Source organism: Shewanella sp. 10N.286.51.B2 (assembly GCF_041469265.1).
Lineage (GTDB): Bacteria > Pseudomonadota > Gammaproteobacteria > Enterobacterales > Shewanellaceae > Shewanella.
Window position 1 is genome coordinate 1 of sequence record NZ_JBFRKH010000031.1, and the last position, 15,614, is coordinate 15,614.

At 41.7% G+C, this 15,614-nt stretch carries 15 protein-coding genes; all 15 read right to left on the bottom strand.

Annotated features, from left to right (window positions below; genetic code table 11):
• Window positions 1-43 precede the first annotated feature (43 nt).
• The 15 genes from AB4140_RS08605 to mnmG all read right to left on the bottom strand — a co-directional run bounded on the left by AB4140_RS08605 (window position 44) and on the right by mnmG (window position 15,443).
• Entirely contained in the window at window positions 44-2,164 is a 2,121-nt protein-coding gene (locus AB4140_RS08605; RefSeq protein WP_372000589.1) for a TonB-dependent siderophore receptor, read from the bottom strand.
• Between the two features lie 164 nt (window positions 2,165-2,328).
• Window positions 2,329-3,693: a bifunctional UDP-N-acetylglucosamine diphosphorylase/glucosamine-1-phosphate N-acetyltransferase GlmU gene (glmU, locus tag AB4140_RS08610; protein WP_303413232.1), complete on the bottom strand. Its 1,365-nt coding sequence runs from the start codon at window positions 3,691-3,693 to the stop codon at window positions 2,329-2,331.
• Window positions 3,694-3,904: 211 nt separating this feature from the next.
• Window positions 3,905-4,333 (bottom strand): F0F1 ATP synthase subunit epsilon, encoded by a 429-nt coding sequence (locus AB4140_RS08615; RefSeq protein WP_076541813.1) that lies wholly within the window; start codon window positions 4,331-4,333, stop codon window positions 3,905-3,907.
• Window positions 4,334-4,366: 33 nt separating this feature from the next.
• Window positions 4,367-5,758, bottom strand: coding sequence for a F0F1 ATP synthase subunit beta (gene atpD, locus AB4140_RS08620; protein WP_102436380.1), 1,392 nt, complete (start codon window positions 5,756-5,758; stop codon window positions 4,367-4,369).
• 34 nt (window positions 5,759-5,792) lie between these two features.
• Window positions 5,793-6,653 (bottom strand): F0F1 ATP synthase subunit gamma, encoded by an 861-nt coding sequence (atpG, locus tag AB4140_RS08625; RefSeq protein WP_102436382.1) that lies wholly within the window; start codon window positions 6,651-6,653, stop codon window positions 5,793-5,795.
• A gap of 49 nt (window positions 6,654-6,702) precedes the next feature.
• Window positions 6,703-8,244 (bottom strand): F0F1 ATP synthase subunit alpha, encoded by a 1,542-nt coding sequence (gene atpA, locus AB4140_RS08630; RefSeq protein WP_102436384.1) that lies wholly within the window; start codon window positions 8,242-8,244, stop codon window positions 6,703-6,705.
• 14 nt (window positions 8,245-8,258) lie between these two features.
• Window positions 8,259-8,792 carry a F0F1 ATP synthase subunit delta gene (gene atpH, locus AB4140_RS08635; protein WP_102436386.1) on the bottom strand — a complete coding sequence of 178 codons (534 nt, stop codon included), beginning with the start codon at window positions 8,790-8,792 and terminating at the stop codon, window positions 8,259-8,261.
• 16 nt (window positions 8,793-8,808) lie between these two features.
• Window positions 8,809-9,279, bottom strand: a complete 471-nt coding sequence (gene atpF, locus AB4140_RS08640; RefSeq protein WP_076541804.1) for a F0F1 ATP synthase subunit B — start codon at window positions 9,277-9,279, stop codon at window positions 8,809-8,811.
• A gap of 28 nt (window positions 9,280-9,307) precedes the next feature.
• Complete coding sequence (gene atpE, locus AB4140_RS08645) at window positions 9,308-9,571, bottom strand: F0F1 ATP synthase subunit C (RefSeq protein WP_076541802.1); 264 nt, start codon at window positions 9,569-9,571, stop codon at window positions 9,308-9,310.
• A gap of 32 nt (window positions 9,572-9,603) precedes the next feature.
• Window positions 9,604-10,425: a F0F1 ATP synthase subunit A gene (gene atpB, locus AB4140_RS08650; RefSeq protein WP_076541877.1), complete on the bottom strand. Its 822-nt coding sequence runs from the start codon at window positions 10,423-10,425 to the stop codon at window positions 9,604-9,606.
• A 12-nt stretch (window positions 10,426-10,437) separates the two neighbouring features.
• Window positions 10,438-10,821 (bottom strand): ATP synthase subunit I, encoded by a 384-nt coding sequence (locus tag AB4140_RS08655; protein WP_372000593.1) that lies wholly within the window; start codon window positions 10,819-10,821, stop codon window positions 10,438-10,440.
• Window positions 10,822-11,047: 226 nt separating this feature from the next.
• Complete coding sequence (locus AB4140_RS08660; protein ID WP_102520266.1) at window positions 11,048-11,947, bottom strand: ParB/RepB/Spo0J family partition protein; 900 nt, start codon at window positions 11,945-11,947, stop codon at window positions 11,048-11,050.
• Between the two features lie 22 nt (window positions 11,948-11,969).
• Window positions 11,970-12,752: a ParA family protein gene (locus AB4140_RS08665; protein WP_372000595.1), complete on the bottom strand. Its 783-nt coding sequence runs from the start codon at window positions 12,750-12,752 to the stop codon at window positions 11,970-11,972.
• 56 nt (window positions 12,753-12,808) lie between these two features.
• On the bottom strand, window positions 12,809-13,432 hold the full coding sequence (rsmG, locus tag AB4140_RS08670; RefSeq protein ID WP_102436392.1) for a 16S rRNA (guanine(527)-N(7))-methyltransferase RsmG: 624 nt from the start codon (window positions 13,430-13,432) through the stop codon (window positions 12,809-12,811).
• Between the two features lie 121 nt (window positions 13,433-13,553).
• Window positions 13,554-15,443 (bottom strand): tRNA uridine-5-carboxymethylaminomethyl(34) synthesis enzyme MnmG, encoded by a 1,890-nt coding sequence (gene mnmG / locus AB4140_RS08675; protein ID WP_102436394.1) that lies wholly within the window; start codon window positions 15,441-15,443, stop codon window positions 13,554-13,556.
• Window positions 15,444-15,614 lie beyond the last annotated feature (171 nt).

The window sequence follows — 15,614 nt, forward strand, 5'->3', positions numbered from 1 at the left end:
ACAAAATTAGTTACAGTCTCTTTACTTAATGCCTTATTAATACTTAGAATTTTGCTTCAAATGCTAAGCTAAAGTTCCGTCCCTCTCCAACGGTGACATCAGTTTCTGAACCACCATCAAGATAGTCGGTATCAAATAGGTTTTTGATATTCATGCGTACGCTAATATCGCTTCCCATTACCGGCATTGAATAGGCAGCACCTAAGTCAAAACGAACATAGTCGTCTTTTACAATGGCATTACTGGTATTAGCAAAACGTTCGCCAACATATATTGCCCCGAAATTAAAGGCTAAGTCTTGGGTCATTTCGTAACGAGTCCAGATATTCGCCGATAATTCAGGCGCATCTACTGGGGTTTTGCCATTCAAGCTATCTTGATCTGGGCGGATATACTCTGCATCTAAATACATCATTGAACCGGTCATAAACCATTTATCGCTTATCTGGCCTTGTGAACCTATTTCAAAACCTCGATGGCGCTGCTCACCTGATTGAGTGGTAATGGTTTGCTCAGAGTTTTCAATCTGCTCTTTTACTGTGACATTATTCACTGTGATATCAAATACAGCGCCAGTCAGCAATAAACTGCCGTCAAATAGCTCCCACTTGGCACCAAGTTCATACTGTTCGCCGTATTCAGGATCAAGGTTCATTTGGTCATTAAGATCATTAATATCGTTAACCATACCTTGTGGTGTGAAGCTTTTTGAATAATTAAGGTAAATGCTTGCGCTTTCTACTGGCGAGTAAATAAGCCCAAACTTAGGTGACACTGCATAGCTATTGTTACCAGCACCTTCTTTCTTTTGCTCGTCATAACGCATACCAGCCAGCGCTTTCCATGAGTCATTGATTGTTATTAAATCTTGAATATAAAAGCCGTAATGCTTGTATTCACTTTCAGATTTAGTGTCATCATTACGATAATCAAGTTGAGGGTTAGGCATGGGCAGCCCAGGCATCACAACTTGATATTTGTCGCCAGATTCTTTGAGCTGACCGTAATAATAATCAAGCATATTGGCGCCAATTAACAATTGATGACCTAAATTACCAGTTTGAAAATTACCCGTTAAATCAACAAAGCCAGTCTTATGCTGCCAATCATCATAACGATCAAATGGACTGATATAGTAGCCATCTGTTAGCGGATCATCACCACATGCAGCACATAGGCTTGGCGATGAATCTAAACGCTGACGGTTAAATTGTTGGTCGTTATAACCAGCTTTAATTTTCCAATCATCAGTTAAATGATAAGTTAATTCAGCACCTAAATTACTAATGGTGTTATCGGTAAATGCCCAAGGCATATCCCAAATCGTGTCACGTCCACCAATAAGTTCTCCATCAGCATCTAACCAACCACCACGATCGATTCCGGTTTTGTCTTGGGTATGGTCATATTTAACCGACAACAACAAATCATCAGTGACATCAAACTCTACATTTAAATAGCCTAACCAACGATCTCGTTCTTGATTAGAGTCATCGCGGTACTCTCGCCAATACTGGGTATCTTGTTTCACCAGCACGGTGCGATAGCGCAGCGTTTGCGCTTCATTCAAACTGCCACCCGCATCAAGTTGCAAACGAGTAGAACCATGCTCATCAATGTCAAAACCGATATCGATCATTGAATCATAAGTCGATTTTTTGGTAACCATATTAATCAGTCCACCGGGACCTGACTGACCGTACAACATGCTTGAAGGCCCTTTTAACACTTCAACTTGCTGTAATGTTTCGATTGGCTGTACATAGTGAGACCACTGCTGCTGACCATTAATCAAGAAACCTGAGCCTGAAGATAGCTCAAAACCGCGAAGGTTAAATACCTGACGATTCCACTTTTCACTGCCGCCAGTCACACTGGAGTCATTAACTAGCACTTCTGATAAATTCGTGGCTAATTGCTCGTCGGTAATAAAATCAGGAATGACGGTAACTGATTGAGGGGTATCTAAAATGCTAATATCACCGCGCATTGCGCCAGATGCCGTACCGACTTTATAGTCATTGAATTGTCTACCTGTGACTTCAATATGCTCGATACCTGGAGAGCTGGCTTGATTGGTATGGCTCTGCTCTTCTGCTATAACAGACATTGATAAAATTGCACTCGTTACCGCAAGTGACAAACAAGATAGCTTTGTTAACATCTTCACCCTCTAAAGTTTCGCAATTGTGTATTTATGTGGCGCAACTATAAATGAGAATGATTATTATTAAAGTTTATTTACATTGCCTTTACCTTTGTGTTTTTTATGTAAAAAAAAACGACAAGCAACTATGCTTGTCGTTTGATATTTAATCGTTTTTTAGTTTATTTGGCTTTTTTAACTGGTCTTGCCCAACCACTGATATGGCGCTGTTTAACACGAGTAATAACTAACTCGCCTTCAGCGACATCTTTAGCAATTGTTGAACCAGCACCCAAAGTGGCATTTTTACCTATGGTCACTGGGGCAATTAATTGAGTATCACTCCCCACAAATACGCCATCTTCTATGGTGGTTAAGAATTTATTCGCACCATCATAGTTACAGGTAATAGTACCTGCACCAATGTTAACCCCTGCACCAATATTGGCATCGCCTAAATAAGCCAAATGGCCAGCTTTAGAGCCTTCACCTAACACTGCCTTTTTCATTTCAACAAAGTTGCCAATATGGGCATTATCTTTTAGCTCAGCGCCTGTACGTAAACGAGCAAATGGTCCAGCACTGGCTGCAACTCCAAGCTTTGCCCCTTCAACGATTGAGTAAGGCTTAATTTCAGCATTATCAGCGATAACGCAGTCAGTTAATATCGCGCCTGCGCCAATAGTGACATTGTTACCTAAAGTCACTTTGCCATTAAAGATGACATTAACATCAATCATCACGTCCATACCCACGGTCACATCACCGCGGATATCGATACGGCTAGGATCACGTAAATTTGCGCCAGCCAGCATTAACGCTTCAGCTTCACGGGCTTGATAAGCACGTTCTAATTGCGCTAACTGAACGCGGTTATTAGCGCCTTCAACTTCCACTGCTGATTGTGGCTGCGCGGTATCAATTGCCACTCCATCTTCGTGGGCCATAGCAATAATATCGGTTAGGTAATACTCACCTTGGGCATTACTGTTTGAAAGACGCCCTAGCCACGCTTTTAATTGCTTACCAGGTACCGCCATAATGCCGGTATTCACTTCATTGATAAGTAGTTGCTCAGCATTAGCATCTTTTTGCTCAATAATACCAACAACCTTGCCACCTTCGCGCACGATACGGCCATAACCGCTTGGGTTAGCTAAATTAACTGTTAATATTGCTAAACCATTTTCAGGGCGAGCAGCAAGTAGGCTTTCTAAGGTAGACTGCTGAATTAACGGCACATCCCCATATAAAATCAGCACAGTGTCATCATCGTTAATGTTTGGATTGGCTTGCGCGACGGCGTGGCCTGTACCTAATTGCTCAGCTTGCAATACCCAATTAACCGCTTGCTCACCTAAAGAAGCTTGCAGCTTGTCTGCGCCATAGCCATAAACCAATTGAATAGCGTTTGAGCCTAATGAGTTTGCAGTATCAATAACATGTTGCACCATGCTTTTGTGGGCAATAGGGTGCAGTACCTTTGGCAAGTCTGAACGCATCCGTGTTCCTTTACCAGCAGCTAAAATTACAACATTTAATGACATCGGGATTCCTTTATACAAGTTTTCAATTTTGGCTAATGCAGTTTATTGACGCTGATTTTAACCTAGATTGTGGGGGACAGGAAATCAGCATGGAAATTATTACACTATTAGTCAAAAATTGGCGTATAAGCACGACTATTATGATGCAATTGATTCAAATTCTAGATACAAAAAAGGCGACCCTAGGGTCGCCTTTTCAAAACAATAACCTTTATCTGGCAATGTTCTTTTTGATGGTTTCAACAACACGAAGTTGAGCTAATGATTTAGCTAATTCAATTGTTGCAGCTTCATAATCAAAGTCAGCACCAGCATTAGCGATATTCGCTTCAGCCTTTTGCTTAGCTTCTAATGCAGCTTGCTCATCAATATCATCGGCACGCAAAGCGACGTCAGCAAGAACAGAGATTGAAGCAGGTTGTACTTCCAGGATTCCACCTGAAAGATACATCACTTCTTCACTACCATCTTGCTTGATCATGCGCGCCATGCCAGGTTTGATTCTAGTAAGTAATGGAGCATGGTTAGGCATAATGCCTAACTCACCCTCGGTGCCGCTCACTTCTAAGAAGCTTACTTCACCGCTGAACATGCTGTTTTCAGCACTTACTATATCAAGTTGGACTGTCATGGCTGCCATCAAGTTCTCCTAAAATACTAAGCTAATGCTCAGTTATTTTGCTTTGTTAGCTTTCTCGACAGCTTCGTCGATTGAACCAACCATGTAGAACGCTTGCTCAGGAATGTGATCGAACTCACCATTCAAGATACCCTTAAAGCCACGGATGGTGTCTTTAAGAGAAACGTATTTACCTGGAGAACCTGTAAATACTTCAGCAACGAAGAAAGGCTGTGAAAGATATTTTTCAATCTTACGAGCACGGAATACAGTTGTTTTATCTTCATCAGATAATTCATCCATACCTAGGATCGCAATAATATCTTTCAGCTCTTTGTAGCGCTGAAGTACAGTTTGAACGCCGTTCGCAACATCATAATGCTCTTGACCAACTACTAATGGATCTAATTGACGTGAAGTCGAATCCAATGGGTCAACCGCAGGGTAAATACCTAGCGATGCAATGTTACGAGACAGTACAACAGTCGCATCTAAGTGAGCGAAGGTTGTTGCTGGTGACGGATCGGTTAAGTCATCCGCAGGTACATATACCGCTTGTACAGAGGTAATAGAACCAGACTTAGTTGAAGTAATACGTTCTTGTAGAACACCCATTTCTTCAGCTAGTGTTGGTTGGTAACCTACTGCAGAAGGCATACGACCTAACAGTGCAGATACTTCAGTACCGGCTAAGGTATAACGGTAGATGTTATCAACAAATAACAGTACGTCACGACCTTCGTCACGGAATTTCTCAGCCATTGTCAAACCAGACAATGCAACACGTAAACGGTTACCTGGAGGCTCGTTCATTTGGCCATAAACCATGGCTACTTTGTCGAGTACGCCAGAATCTTTCATTTCGTAGTAGAAGTCGTTACCCTCACGAGTACGCTCACCAACACCAGCGAATACAGAAAGACCTGAGTGTGCTTTTGCGATGTTGTTGATTAATTCCATCATGTTGACGGTTTTACCAACACCAGCACCACCAAATAAACCAACTTTACCACCCTTAGCGAATGGACATACAAGGTCAATAACCTTGATACCAGTCTCTAAAAGTTCAGTTGAGCTTGATTGATCTTCATATGAAGGAGCTTCACGGTGAATTTCATAACGCTCTTCTTCACCAATTTCGCCACATTCATCAATAGGCTCGCCCAATACATTCATGATACGGCCAAGGGTTGCAACCCCTACCGGAACAGAAATTGGTGAACCTGAGTTTGCTACCTCTAGACCACGACGCAGACCATCAGAAGAACCCATAGCGATGGCACGAACAACACCACCACCTAGTTGTTGCTGAACTTCCAGCACCAAACCATTACAGTCGCCTTCACCTGTGATCTTCAGAGCGTCATATACCTGAGGTACAGCATCTTGTGGAAACTCTACGTCCACAACCGCGCCAATTACTTGGACAACAGTACCTGTGCTCATGATTAATCCTCTAAACTTGTTTTCGTTACCTAACCTAAACCGCTGCAGCACCTGCAACAATTTCCGACAATTCTTGCGTAATCGCAGCTTGTCGTGCCTTGTTGTAGACTAATTGCAGATCATTGATCAGTTCGCCAGCGTTGTCTGTTGCCGCCTTCATCGCTACCATTCTGGCAGCTTGCTCAGAGGCAATATTCTCAACAACACCTTGATAAACTTGAGACTCTACATAGCGAGTCAGTAATACTTCCAAAATTTCTTTTGGATCTGGCTCGTAAATATAATCCCAAGGATACTTAGCTACTTCTTCTTCTGACTTAGGCAAAGGTAGCAGCTGCTCGATCACAGGAGTTTGAGTCATTGTGTTAACGAATTTGTTGAACACAATAAACAAACGATCCAATTTACCTTCGTTGTAAGCTTGTAGCATCACACGTACGGTACCGATTAAATCGGCTAATTTAGGCGCATCGCCTAAACCAGATGCATGGGCAGAGATTTCTCCACCAAAGCTTTTGAAGAACTGCACACTTCGTGCACCAATAGGACAAAATTCAACATCTGCCCCTTGGTCTTTCCAGCTCTTCACGTCTGACACAACCTTTTTGAAAAGGTTAACGTTCAAACCACCACAAAGGCCACGGTCGGTTGACACAACAATGTAACCAACCCGCTTGGCATCTCTCACTTCCAAATATGGATGTTTATATTCAAGAGTACCTTGCGCAACGTGACCGATCACCTGACGCATATGCTCTGCATATGGACGACTTGAAGCCATGCGTTCCTGCGCTTTACGCATTTTGCTGGCTGCAACCATTTCCATAGCAGAAGTGATCTTCTGAGTGTTTTTAACACTCGCGATCTTGGTTTTAATCTCTTTAGCGTTGGCCATCTTTACTCTCCAATTCTGGACCGGAGGTGTCTTACGACACCTCTATTCATTACCAGGTTTGGGTTTCAATGAACTTGTCCATGCCCGCTTTTAATTCACTTTCAATGTCTGCATTGTAGTTGCCAGTTGCATTGATAGTTTTAATAAGCTCAGCATGTTCGCTGTTCATATATGAAAGCAGAGCGGCTTCAAAGCTACCGATTTTACTTAATTCTACAGTCTTCAAGTAGCCTTTTTCAGCTGAGAAGATTGAGATAGCTTGATCAGCAACGCTCATTGGAGCATATTGCTTTTGCTTCATAAGTTCGGTAACACGCTCACCATGCTCAAGTTGAGCACGAGTTGCATCATCTAAGTCAGATGCAAATTGTGAGAACGCAGCAAGCTCTCGATACTGTGCTAACGCGGTACGAATACCACCAGACAGTTTCTTGATGATCTTAGTCTGAGCCGCACCACCAACACGAGAAACAGAAATACCTGGGTTAACAGCAGGACGTAGTCCTGAGTTAAACAAGTCAGTCTCAAGGAAGATCTGACCATCTGTAATAGAAATTACGTTGGTCGGTACGAATGCAGATACGTCACCAGCTTGGGTTTCAATAATAGGTAACGCAGTTAAAGAACCGGTTTGACCTTTTACTTCACCGTTAGTGAACTTTTCTACATAGTGCTCGTTTACACGTGAAGCACGCTCTAATAAACGAGAATGTAGATAGAATACATCACCTGGGTATGCTTCACGTCCTGGTGGACGCTTCAATAGTAGCGAGATCTGACGGTAAGCAACTGCTTGCTTAGATAGATCATCATATACGATTAAAGAATCTTCACCGCGGTCACGGAAGTATTCACCCATAGAACAACCTGAGTAAGGTGCTAAGTATTGTAATGCTGCAGCTTCAGAAGCTGTTGCAACTACAACGATAGTGTTAGCTAATGCACCGTGCTCTTCAAGCTTACGTACCACGTTAGCGATTGTAGAAGCTTTTTGCCCTACAGCTACGTATACACATTTAATGCCTGAATCTTTCTGGTTGATAATTGCATCAATAGCCATCGCTGTTTTACCAGTCTGACGGTCACCAATGATCAATTCACGTTGTCCACGACCGATTGGGATCATTGAATCAACGGCTTTATAACCAGTTTGGATAGGTTGATCTACTGACTGACGTTCAATAACACCAGGAGCAATTACTTCAACAGGAGAGAAACCATCGTTGTCGATAGGTCCTTTTCCGTCAATTGGCTCACCAAGAGTGTTAACAACGCGGCCTAATAAACCACGACCTACTGGTACTTCAAGAATACGACCAGTGGTCTTAACTTTTGCGCCTTCTGCTAAATTAGCATAAGGACCCATTACTACGGCACCGACAGAATCACGTTCTAAGTTCAACGCGATTGCAAAACGGCCACCAGGCAGTTCGATCATTTCACCTTGCATTACATCGGCTAGGCCATGAATGCGAATGATGCCGTCACTTACTGCAACGATTGTACCTTCGTTGCGAGCTTCACTAACGACGTCGAACTGCTCGATCCGCTGCTTAATCAGATCGCTGATTTCAGTGGAATTCAGTTGCATGCTCAAACTCCCAATTACGATTGTAGCTTATCAGACAAGCGCGATAAATTACCGCTAACAGAGCCGTCAATGACTAAGTCGCCTGATTTAATAATTACACCACCAATCAGTGATGCATCTACGCTACAATTCAGCTTTACTTTGCGTGCGAGACGTTTCTCAAGAGAAACACTAATTTGCGTTTGTTGCTCAGAGCTTAGCTCAGTCGCTGAAACAACATCGGCTTCAACTTCTTTTGCCCACTCATTGCGATATTCAGCAAAAAGTAGCGATACTGTAGGTAGTATCTCTAAACGACCGTTTTCGGCCATAACCTTCAAAAGGTTTTGACCTTGCGCGTTCACTTGATCACCACATATTTCTATGAATAATGATGCAAGCTTGGCACTCGCTAATGAGCCACCTAGCAACGGCTTAATTGATTCGTTTTCACTTACCAATGCCGCGAAGTTAAGCATTTCTGCCCAAGCTTCAATTGCTTTGTGCTCAACAGCAAAATCAAAAGCTGCCTTTGCATAAGGACGAGCAATGGTGCTTATTTCAGCCATAACTCCGCTTCCTTAATTAAATTTCAGCAACAAGTTTATTAACTATGTCACTGTGAGCTTCTGGGTCAATCGAACGTTGAAGAATCTTCTCTGCACCAGTGATGGCAAGAGTAGCAACTTGCTTACGCAAGTCATCTTTAACGCGATTACGTTCGTTTTCAATTTCAGCTTGACCTTGAGCAATGATTTTCGCACGCTCTGTATCAGCTTCCATTTTTGCTTCTTCAACTATTTGAGCTTTGCGCTTATTAGCTTGCTCAATAATTTCGTTAGCAGTCGCCTTCGCTTCTTTTAGTTGCTCATTTGCTTTCGCTTGAGCCAACTCTAGATCTTTTGCAGCACGTCCTGCATCAGCTAGTCCATCGGCAATTTTCTTCTGGCGTTCTTCGATAGCGTTCATCAATGGTGGCCATACAAACTTCATGCAAAACCACACGAAGAGAGCAAAAGAAATCGCTTGGCCTAGCAGGGTAGCGTTAATACTCATAACGACAACTCCTTACTAAGAGGGACGATTAACCAACAGCCTGTAACTGACCTACGAATGGGTTAGCGAATACGAAGAATAATGCAACACCAACTGCAATCATTGAGATCGCATCAAGTAGACCAGCTACGATGAACATTTTAGTTTGTAATGCTGGAGCTAGTTCTGGTTGACGAGCAGAAGCTTCTAAGAACTTGCCGCCTAAGATAGCAAAACCAATACCAGTACCTAGCGCTGCTAAGCCAATCATGATTGCAACAGCTATTGCTGTAAAGCTAATTACAGTTTCCATTTTATCTCCGATAAATAACTAATTTTATTAAATTAATGTTCTTCATGTGCCATGCTTAGATATACAATCGTAAGCATCATGAAGATAAACGCCTGCAGCACAATAACCAAAATATGGAAAATAGCCCAAGGCACTGATAGTGCAAACTGAGCCCACCAAGGCATCAGTGCTATCAGAATAAAGATCAACTCACCTGCATACAGGTTACCAAACAGACGAAGCGATAATGAAATCGGCTTCGCAACCAAGGTTACTGTTTCCAATACTAAGTTTACTGGAATTAGTGCCCAATGATTGAAAGGTTGTAAGGTCATTTCTTTTGTGAAACCACCAAATCCTTTAACTTTAATACTGTAAAAAACAATCAACGCAAACACGCTCAAAGCTAAGCCAAGAGTTACGTTTAAGTCAGTTGTTGGTACAATTTTAAGGTAAGGAACACCTAATAATCTGTTTGCGGCTTCAGGTACAAAGTCAACCGGAATTAAGTCCATTAAATTCATCAGGAAAACCCAGACAAAAATAGTCAGACCTAATGGTGCGATAACTGCGTTACGCCCATGGAATGAGTCTTTAACGATTTTATCAACACCTTCCACGCACATTTCAACGAAACATTGAAATTTGCCTGGAACGCCAGTTGTTGCTTTTCGTCCTACTTTGTAGAAAGCCCACAAAAATAGAACCCCAAGACCTACTGAAAACAAAAGTGAGTCAATGTGCCAAGTCCAAAACCCGGCATCTTGACATGCATAGTTAAAAGCGATTCCGCCATCGGCAGAACACATTTTCGCATTAGTCAGGTGATGCTGGATATACTCGGAAGCATTTAATGCTTCACCAGTTGTCGCCATGATTAATCTCACTTAATTTTGCTTGAAGTATAAAGGGGCCGTCCAAGGTATTAATAATGCCAACAGATAGCTGATGAATAACGGCATAAATGACGTTTTCAACAGACCAAATGCGATGGAAAACAATACAATGGTTAGCAGCAACTTTACCGCTTCCCCCAAGAAAAAAGACCAAACGACTTTTCTTGATGCTTTAGCTCCCGCATGAGAGAAAGCTAGGGTTGCGAATACAAAATTAGGGAGTACAGCAATGAGACCTCCTGCTAAAGCAGAAAATCCGTACTGAGCTCCCCACAGAGCGAAAAAGAAAATTGAAGTTCCCCCAGCTATCGCCGCCTGTAGCAACACTATCCGATAGGCTGACCAACGGCCACGACGCGCTAAAACCTTACTCAATTTTTTATCTCCGCATTAACGCTTAATTTCCAACTAATTTATTAACGTGTTTATTAATAAATCCGTTGTGAAAAAAAAGCATGCAAAGTATACCTTTTCACACCTTGTTTGCAACTTTGATAAGAGGTTAATCAGTGATATAAGGCGAGATTTAACGTTAAATATTCTAAAAGTTAAAATAACGCCTTGTTACTAAGTTACCTTTGAAATGATTTTGTTGAGGAATTTAGTGAATTTTACTGAGAATACCATCTAATTCAGCAAGATCTTGGTAGTTTATTACAATCTTACCTTTGCCTTTACTGCCATGATTAATGGCAACTTTTGCGCCTAATCGTTCAATTAACTGTTGCTCTAAGCGGCTTACATCATGGTCTTGAGTTACTTTTTCAGGCTCTTTAGCCGGATTTAGCGCTTTATTGACTAATCGTTCAGTTTCACGAACTGTCATTTCTTTAGATGCGACCAATCTAGCTAAGCTAGTTTGCTCCTCACCTTCAATGGCAAGCAAGGCTCTGGCATGACCCATATCAATATCGCCATATTCCAGTAAACGTTTTACAGGCTCATTTAAACTGTTTAAGCGTAATAAATTAGACACACTTGCTCTCGACTTTCCGACGGCATCAGCCGTTTGTTGATGAGTCAGTTCAAACTCTTCGAGTAAACGTTGTAATGCAATGGCTTCTTCCATGGCATTTAAGTCTTCACGTTGAATGTTCTCAATCAAAGCGATGGCAACGGCAGCTTCATCAGCAACCTGTTTAACGATACAAGGTACTTTGTTTAATTGAGCAATTTGAGCGGCTCTCCAGCGGCGTTCACCGGCAATAATCTCATACTTGGTATCATCAACCTTACGCACAACAATCGGTTGAATAACCCCTTGTGAGCGAATCGACTCAGCCAGTTCATCAAGTGCTTCAGGTGACATATCTTTACGAGGTTGATATTTACCTGATTGCAGTAAGTCGAGATCAAGCATCAGTAAACCATCTTCAGTAACCACTTGTGGCTCACTGATTTCAGCTTTGGGTTGTGTAAGTTCAGCTTTGCGACTCGCAGCACTACTGTTACTCAATAATGCATCTAAGCCTTTTCCTAAACCGCGTTTTTTTAACGTCATTTTATTCCCTTACACTTAATACTTACTTAGATTCTGTTTGTTGCTCAGCACGGCGAATGATTTCACCAGCCAGTGCTAAATAAGCTTTCGCCCCTGCACTGGATTTATCGTAATACATTGCTGGCGCCCCAAAACTTGGCGCTTCAGCTAAACGGATATTACGGGGGATCACGGTGCGATACACTTTTTCACCAAAATGTTGTTTTAATTGATCAGACACGTCATTGGATAAACGATTTCGCGGATCGTACATGGTGCGTAAAATCCCTTCGATGCTAAGGCTAGGATTAACCATAGCCCCCAGTTTAGTGATGGTATCAATTAAGGCGGTCAAGCCTTCCAATGCATAATACTCACATTGCATTGGTACCAGTACCGAGTCAGCAGCTGACATAGCATTGACGGTCAACATATTTAATGAAGGCGGGCAATCAATAAAAATGTAATCGTAATCATCTTTAACAGCTGCAATGGCATTTTTTAAACGAATTTCTCGGGCAAAAAACTCCATTAATTTAATTTCGGCAGCAGTAACATCACCATTGGCTGCGATCAGATCGTATTTACCTGAGGTATTTTTGATCACTATGTCATCGAAGGGCTTTTCTTCGACTAATAATTCATAAGCGGTGTTTTCAACGTCGTATTTATCGACGCCACTGCCCATAGTGGCATTACCTTGTGGATCAAGATCAATTAACAACACTTTGCGCTTTGTGGCTGCAAGTGATGCTGCTAAATTTACACAAGTTGTTGTTTTTCCTACGCCACCTTTTTGATTGGCAACGACAATTACTTTACCCACAAGTTCACCCTAATGACTGATTTACGATGTCCGATAATAGAAATTATTAGCTATGGTTATTTTTTATTAACCAGCTTTAATAGATGTCTTTGTTCATCTAACTTTGGCACATTAAGCACTATCGTTTCTGCTATTTCAAAACCCTGAGGAATTGTCGCTAACTCCGTATCACTAAGCTGACCTTTTAGGGCGTAAAAAATACCATCTGCAGCAGGAAGGTGATGGCACCAGCTGAGCATATCTTCGATTGATGCAAAAGCGCGACTGATGACGCCATCAAATTTTTGCTCAGGCTCATACGCTTCTACACGACTTTCAATTGAAGTGATGTTATTTATTTTTAATTCAAATTGAACCTGTTTTTGAAAACGGATCCGTTTGCCTAAACTATCGAGTAATACAAACTCTTTATCCGGATTTAAAATGGCTAATGGGATCCCTGGTAAACCAGGTCCAGTTCCGACATCAATAAAGCGTTGCCCCTTAAGATAAGGAGAAACCACCAAACTGTCCATCACATGTCGGATTAACATCTGTTCAGGATCTCTAACCGAGGTCAAGTTATAGGCTTTATTCCACTTATTCAGCATGGCAACAAAATCAACCAGTTGTTTTTGCTGTGTATCTGTGGCTGAAATATTTGTTTCAGCTAAATAGGTTTTAAGTTGAGTTGCTAGCACGCTGGGTGACCTCGAAAAGCAATGGGAATAATAAAATCATCGGGTATTATGAATGGCGAAAATGACTAAGGGAAGCCTCAAAGCTTCCCTTATTGGTCAAAAGACAACTTTTTGCTGGGATTTATGCGCTTTTACGCAATAAACCACGCTTTTTAAGATGAACCAGCAAGATTGAGATCGCTGCCGGCGTCATTCCTGAAATTCTTGATGCTTGACCAATGGTTTCAGGTTTATGCTCATTCATCTTAGCGATCACTTCATTTGAAAGGCCTGGAACTTCTTGATAATCAAGATCAAGCGGCAAGATTGTGGTTTCATTACGAATCGCTTTATCAATTTCACCTTGCTGTCTTTGAATATAACCAGAATACTTCACTTGAATTTGAACTTGCTCTGCAGCACGTGGATCTTCAATCCCCGGTCCAAAACCTTCTAAACTCATTAATTTCTTATAATCCATTTCTGGACGACGAAGTAGATCTTCAAATGATGCTTCACGAGAAATTGGGGTATTAAGCTCTGGGTTTAATACATCAAGCAAAGGTGAATTATTATGAACCCAATTACTGCGTAAACGTTGCAACTCAGTTTCAATCGATTCCATTTTTTCACTGAATAATGCCCAGCGATGATCATCAACTAAACCTAATTCACGACCTTTTTCTGTCAAGCGCAAATCAGCATTGTCTTCACGTAGTAGCAAACGATATTCAGCACGACTGGTGAACATACGGTATGGCTCTTTGGTACCTAAGGTTGATAAGTCATCAACTAACACCCCTAGGTAAGCTTGATCACGGCGTGGGCACCAGGCCTCTTTGCCTTGAACTTGCAATGACGCATTCATACCAGCTAGCAATCCTTGAGCACCGGCTTCTTCATAACCGGTAGTACCGTTAATTTGTCCAGCAAAGAACAAACCATTGATATTTTTAGTTTCAAGTGAATTTTTTAAATCTCTTGGATCAAAATAATCATATTCAATAGCGTAACCAGGACGAATGATTTCAGCATTTTCCATGCCTTGAATCGATCGCACCAAATTCAATTGCACATCAAATGGCAAACTGGTTGAGATCCCATTTGGATAGATCTCATTGGTGGTTAAGCCTTCAGGCTCAATAAAGATCTGATGCGATGATTTATCTGCAAAGCGATTTATTTTATCTTCGATCGATGGACAATAACGTGGTCCAATACCTTCGATCACCCCTGAATACATTGGGCTACGATCCATACCTCCACGAATAATATCGTGAGTTTTTTCATTGGTATGAGTGATATAACAAGATACTTGCTCAGGGTGTTGACTAACATCACCAATAAACGACATAACTGGCAAAGGTGAATCACCTTTTTGCTCAGCCATCTTGGAAAAATCAATGCTATTAGCGTCAATTCGTGGTGGGGTACCGGTTTTTAAGCGGCCAACACGAATTGGCAATTCTTTTAGTCGATTTGCTAAGGCAATCGCTGGCGGATCACCTGCTCGGCCACCACTGTAATTTTCTAAACCAATATGGATTTTACCACTAAGGAATGTGCCTGTAGTTAACACTACGCTTGGCGCTTCAAAAGCGAGTCCCATCTGAGTGACTACACCAATTACTGTATTATTTTCAACAACTAAGTCATCTACCGCTTGTTGGAAAATGCGTAAATTAGGCTGGTGTTGTAAAATCTGTTGGATTTTTTGACGGTAAAGCGCTCTGTCAGCTTGAGCTCGAGTCGCTCTGACTGCTGGGCCCTTACTGGAATTTAATGTTCGAAATTGGATACCTGCAAAATCTGTTGCAGTAGCCATTGCACCACCAAGAGCATCAATTTCTTTAACTAAATGACCTTTTCCAATACCACCGATGGCAGGGTTACAAGACATTTGACCTAAAGTATCAATGTTATGTGTTAACAATAATGTTTTTGACCCCATTCTTGCCGCTGCTAGGGCAGCTTCAGTTCCGGCATGACCACCACCAACAACAATTACATCAAACCGTTCATGAAAATGCATTTTGTGACCTTGGATAAAAGTAAATTCGATATTGCAAAATTTAACTAGATTTCAAATCTAGGGCTTGCTTGAGCCGAGTATTTTAGCACTTGGTTTGCTTTTCGGGAATGATCAATTTTCTAGTTTCGATCTAACGGGCTTCGCTTAATAGATCTTAAGATCTTTAAATAG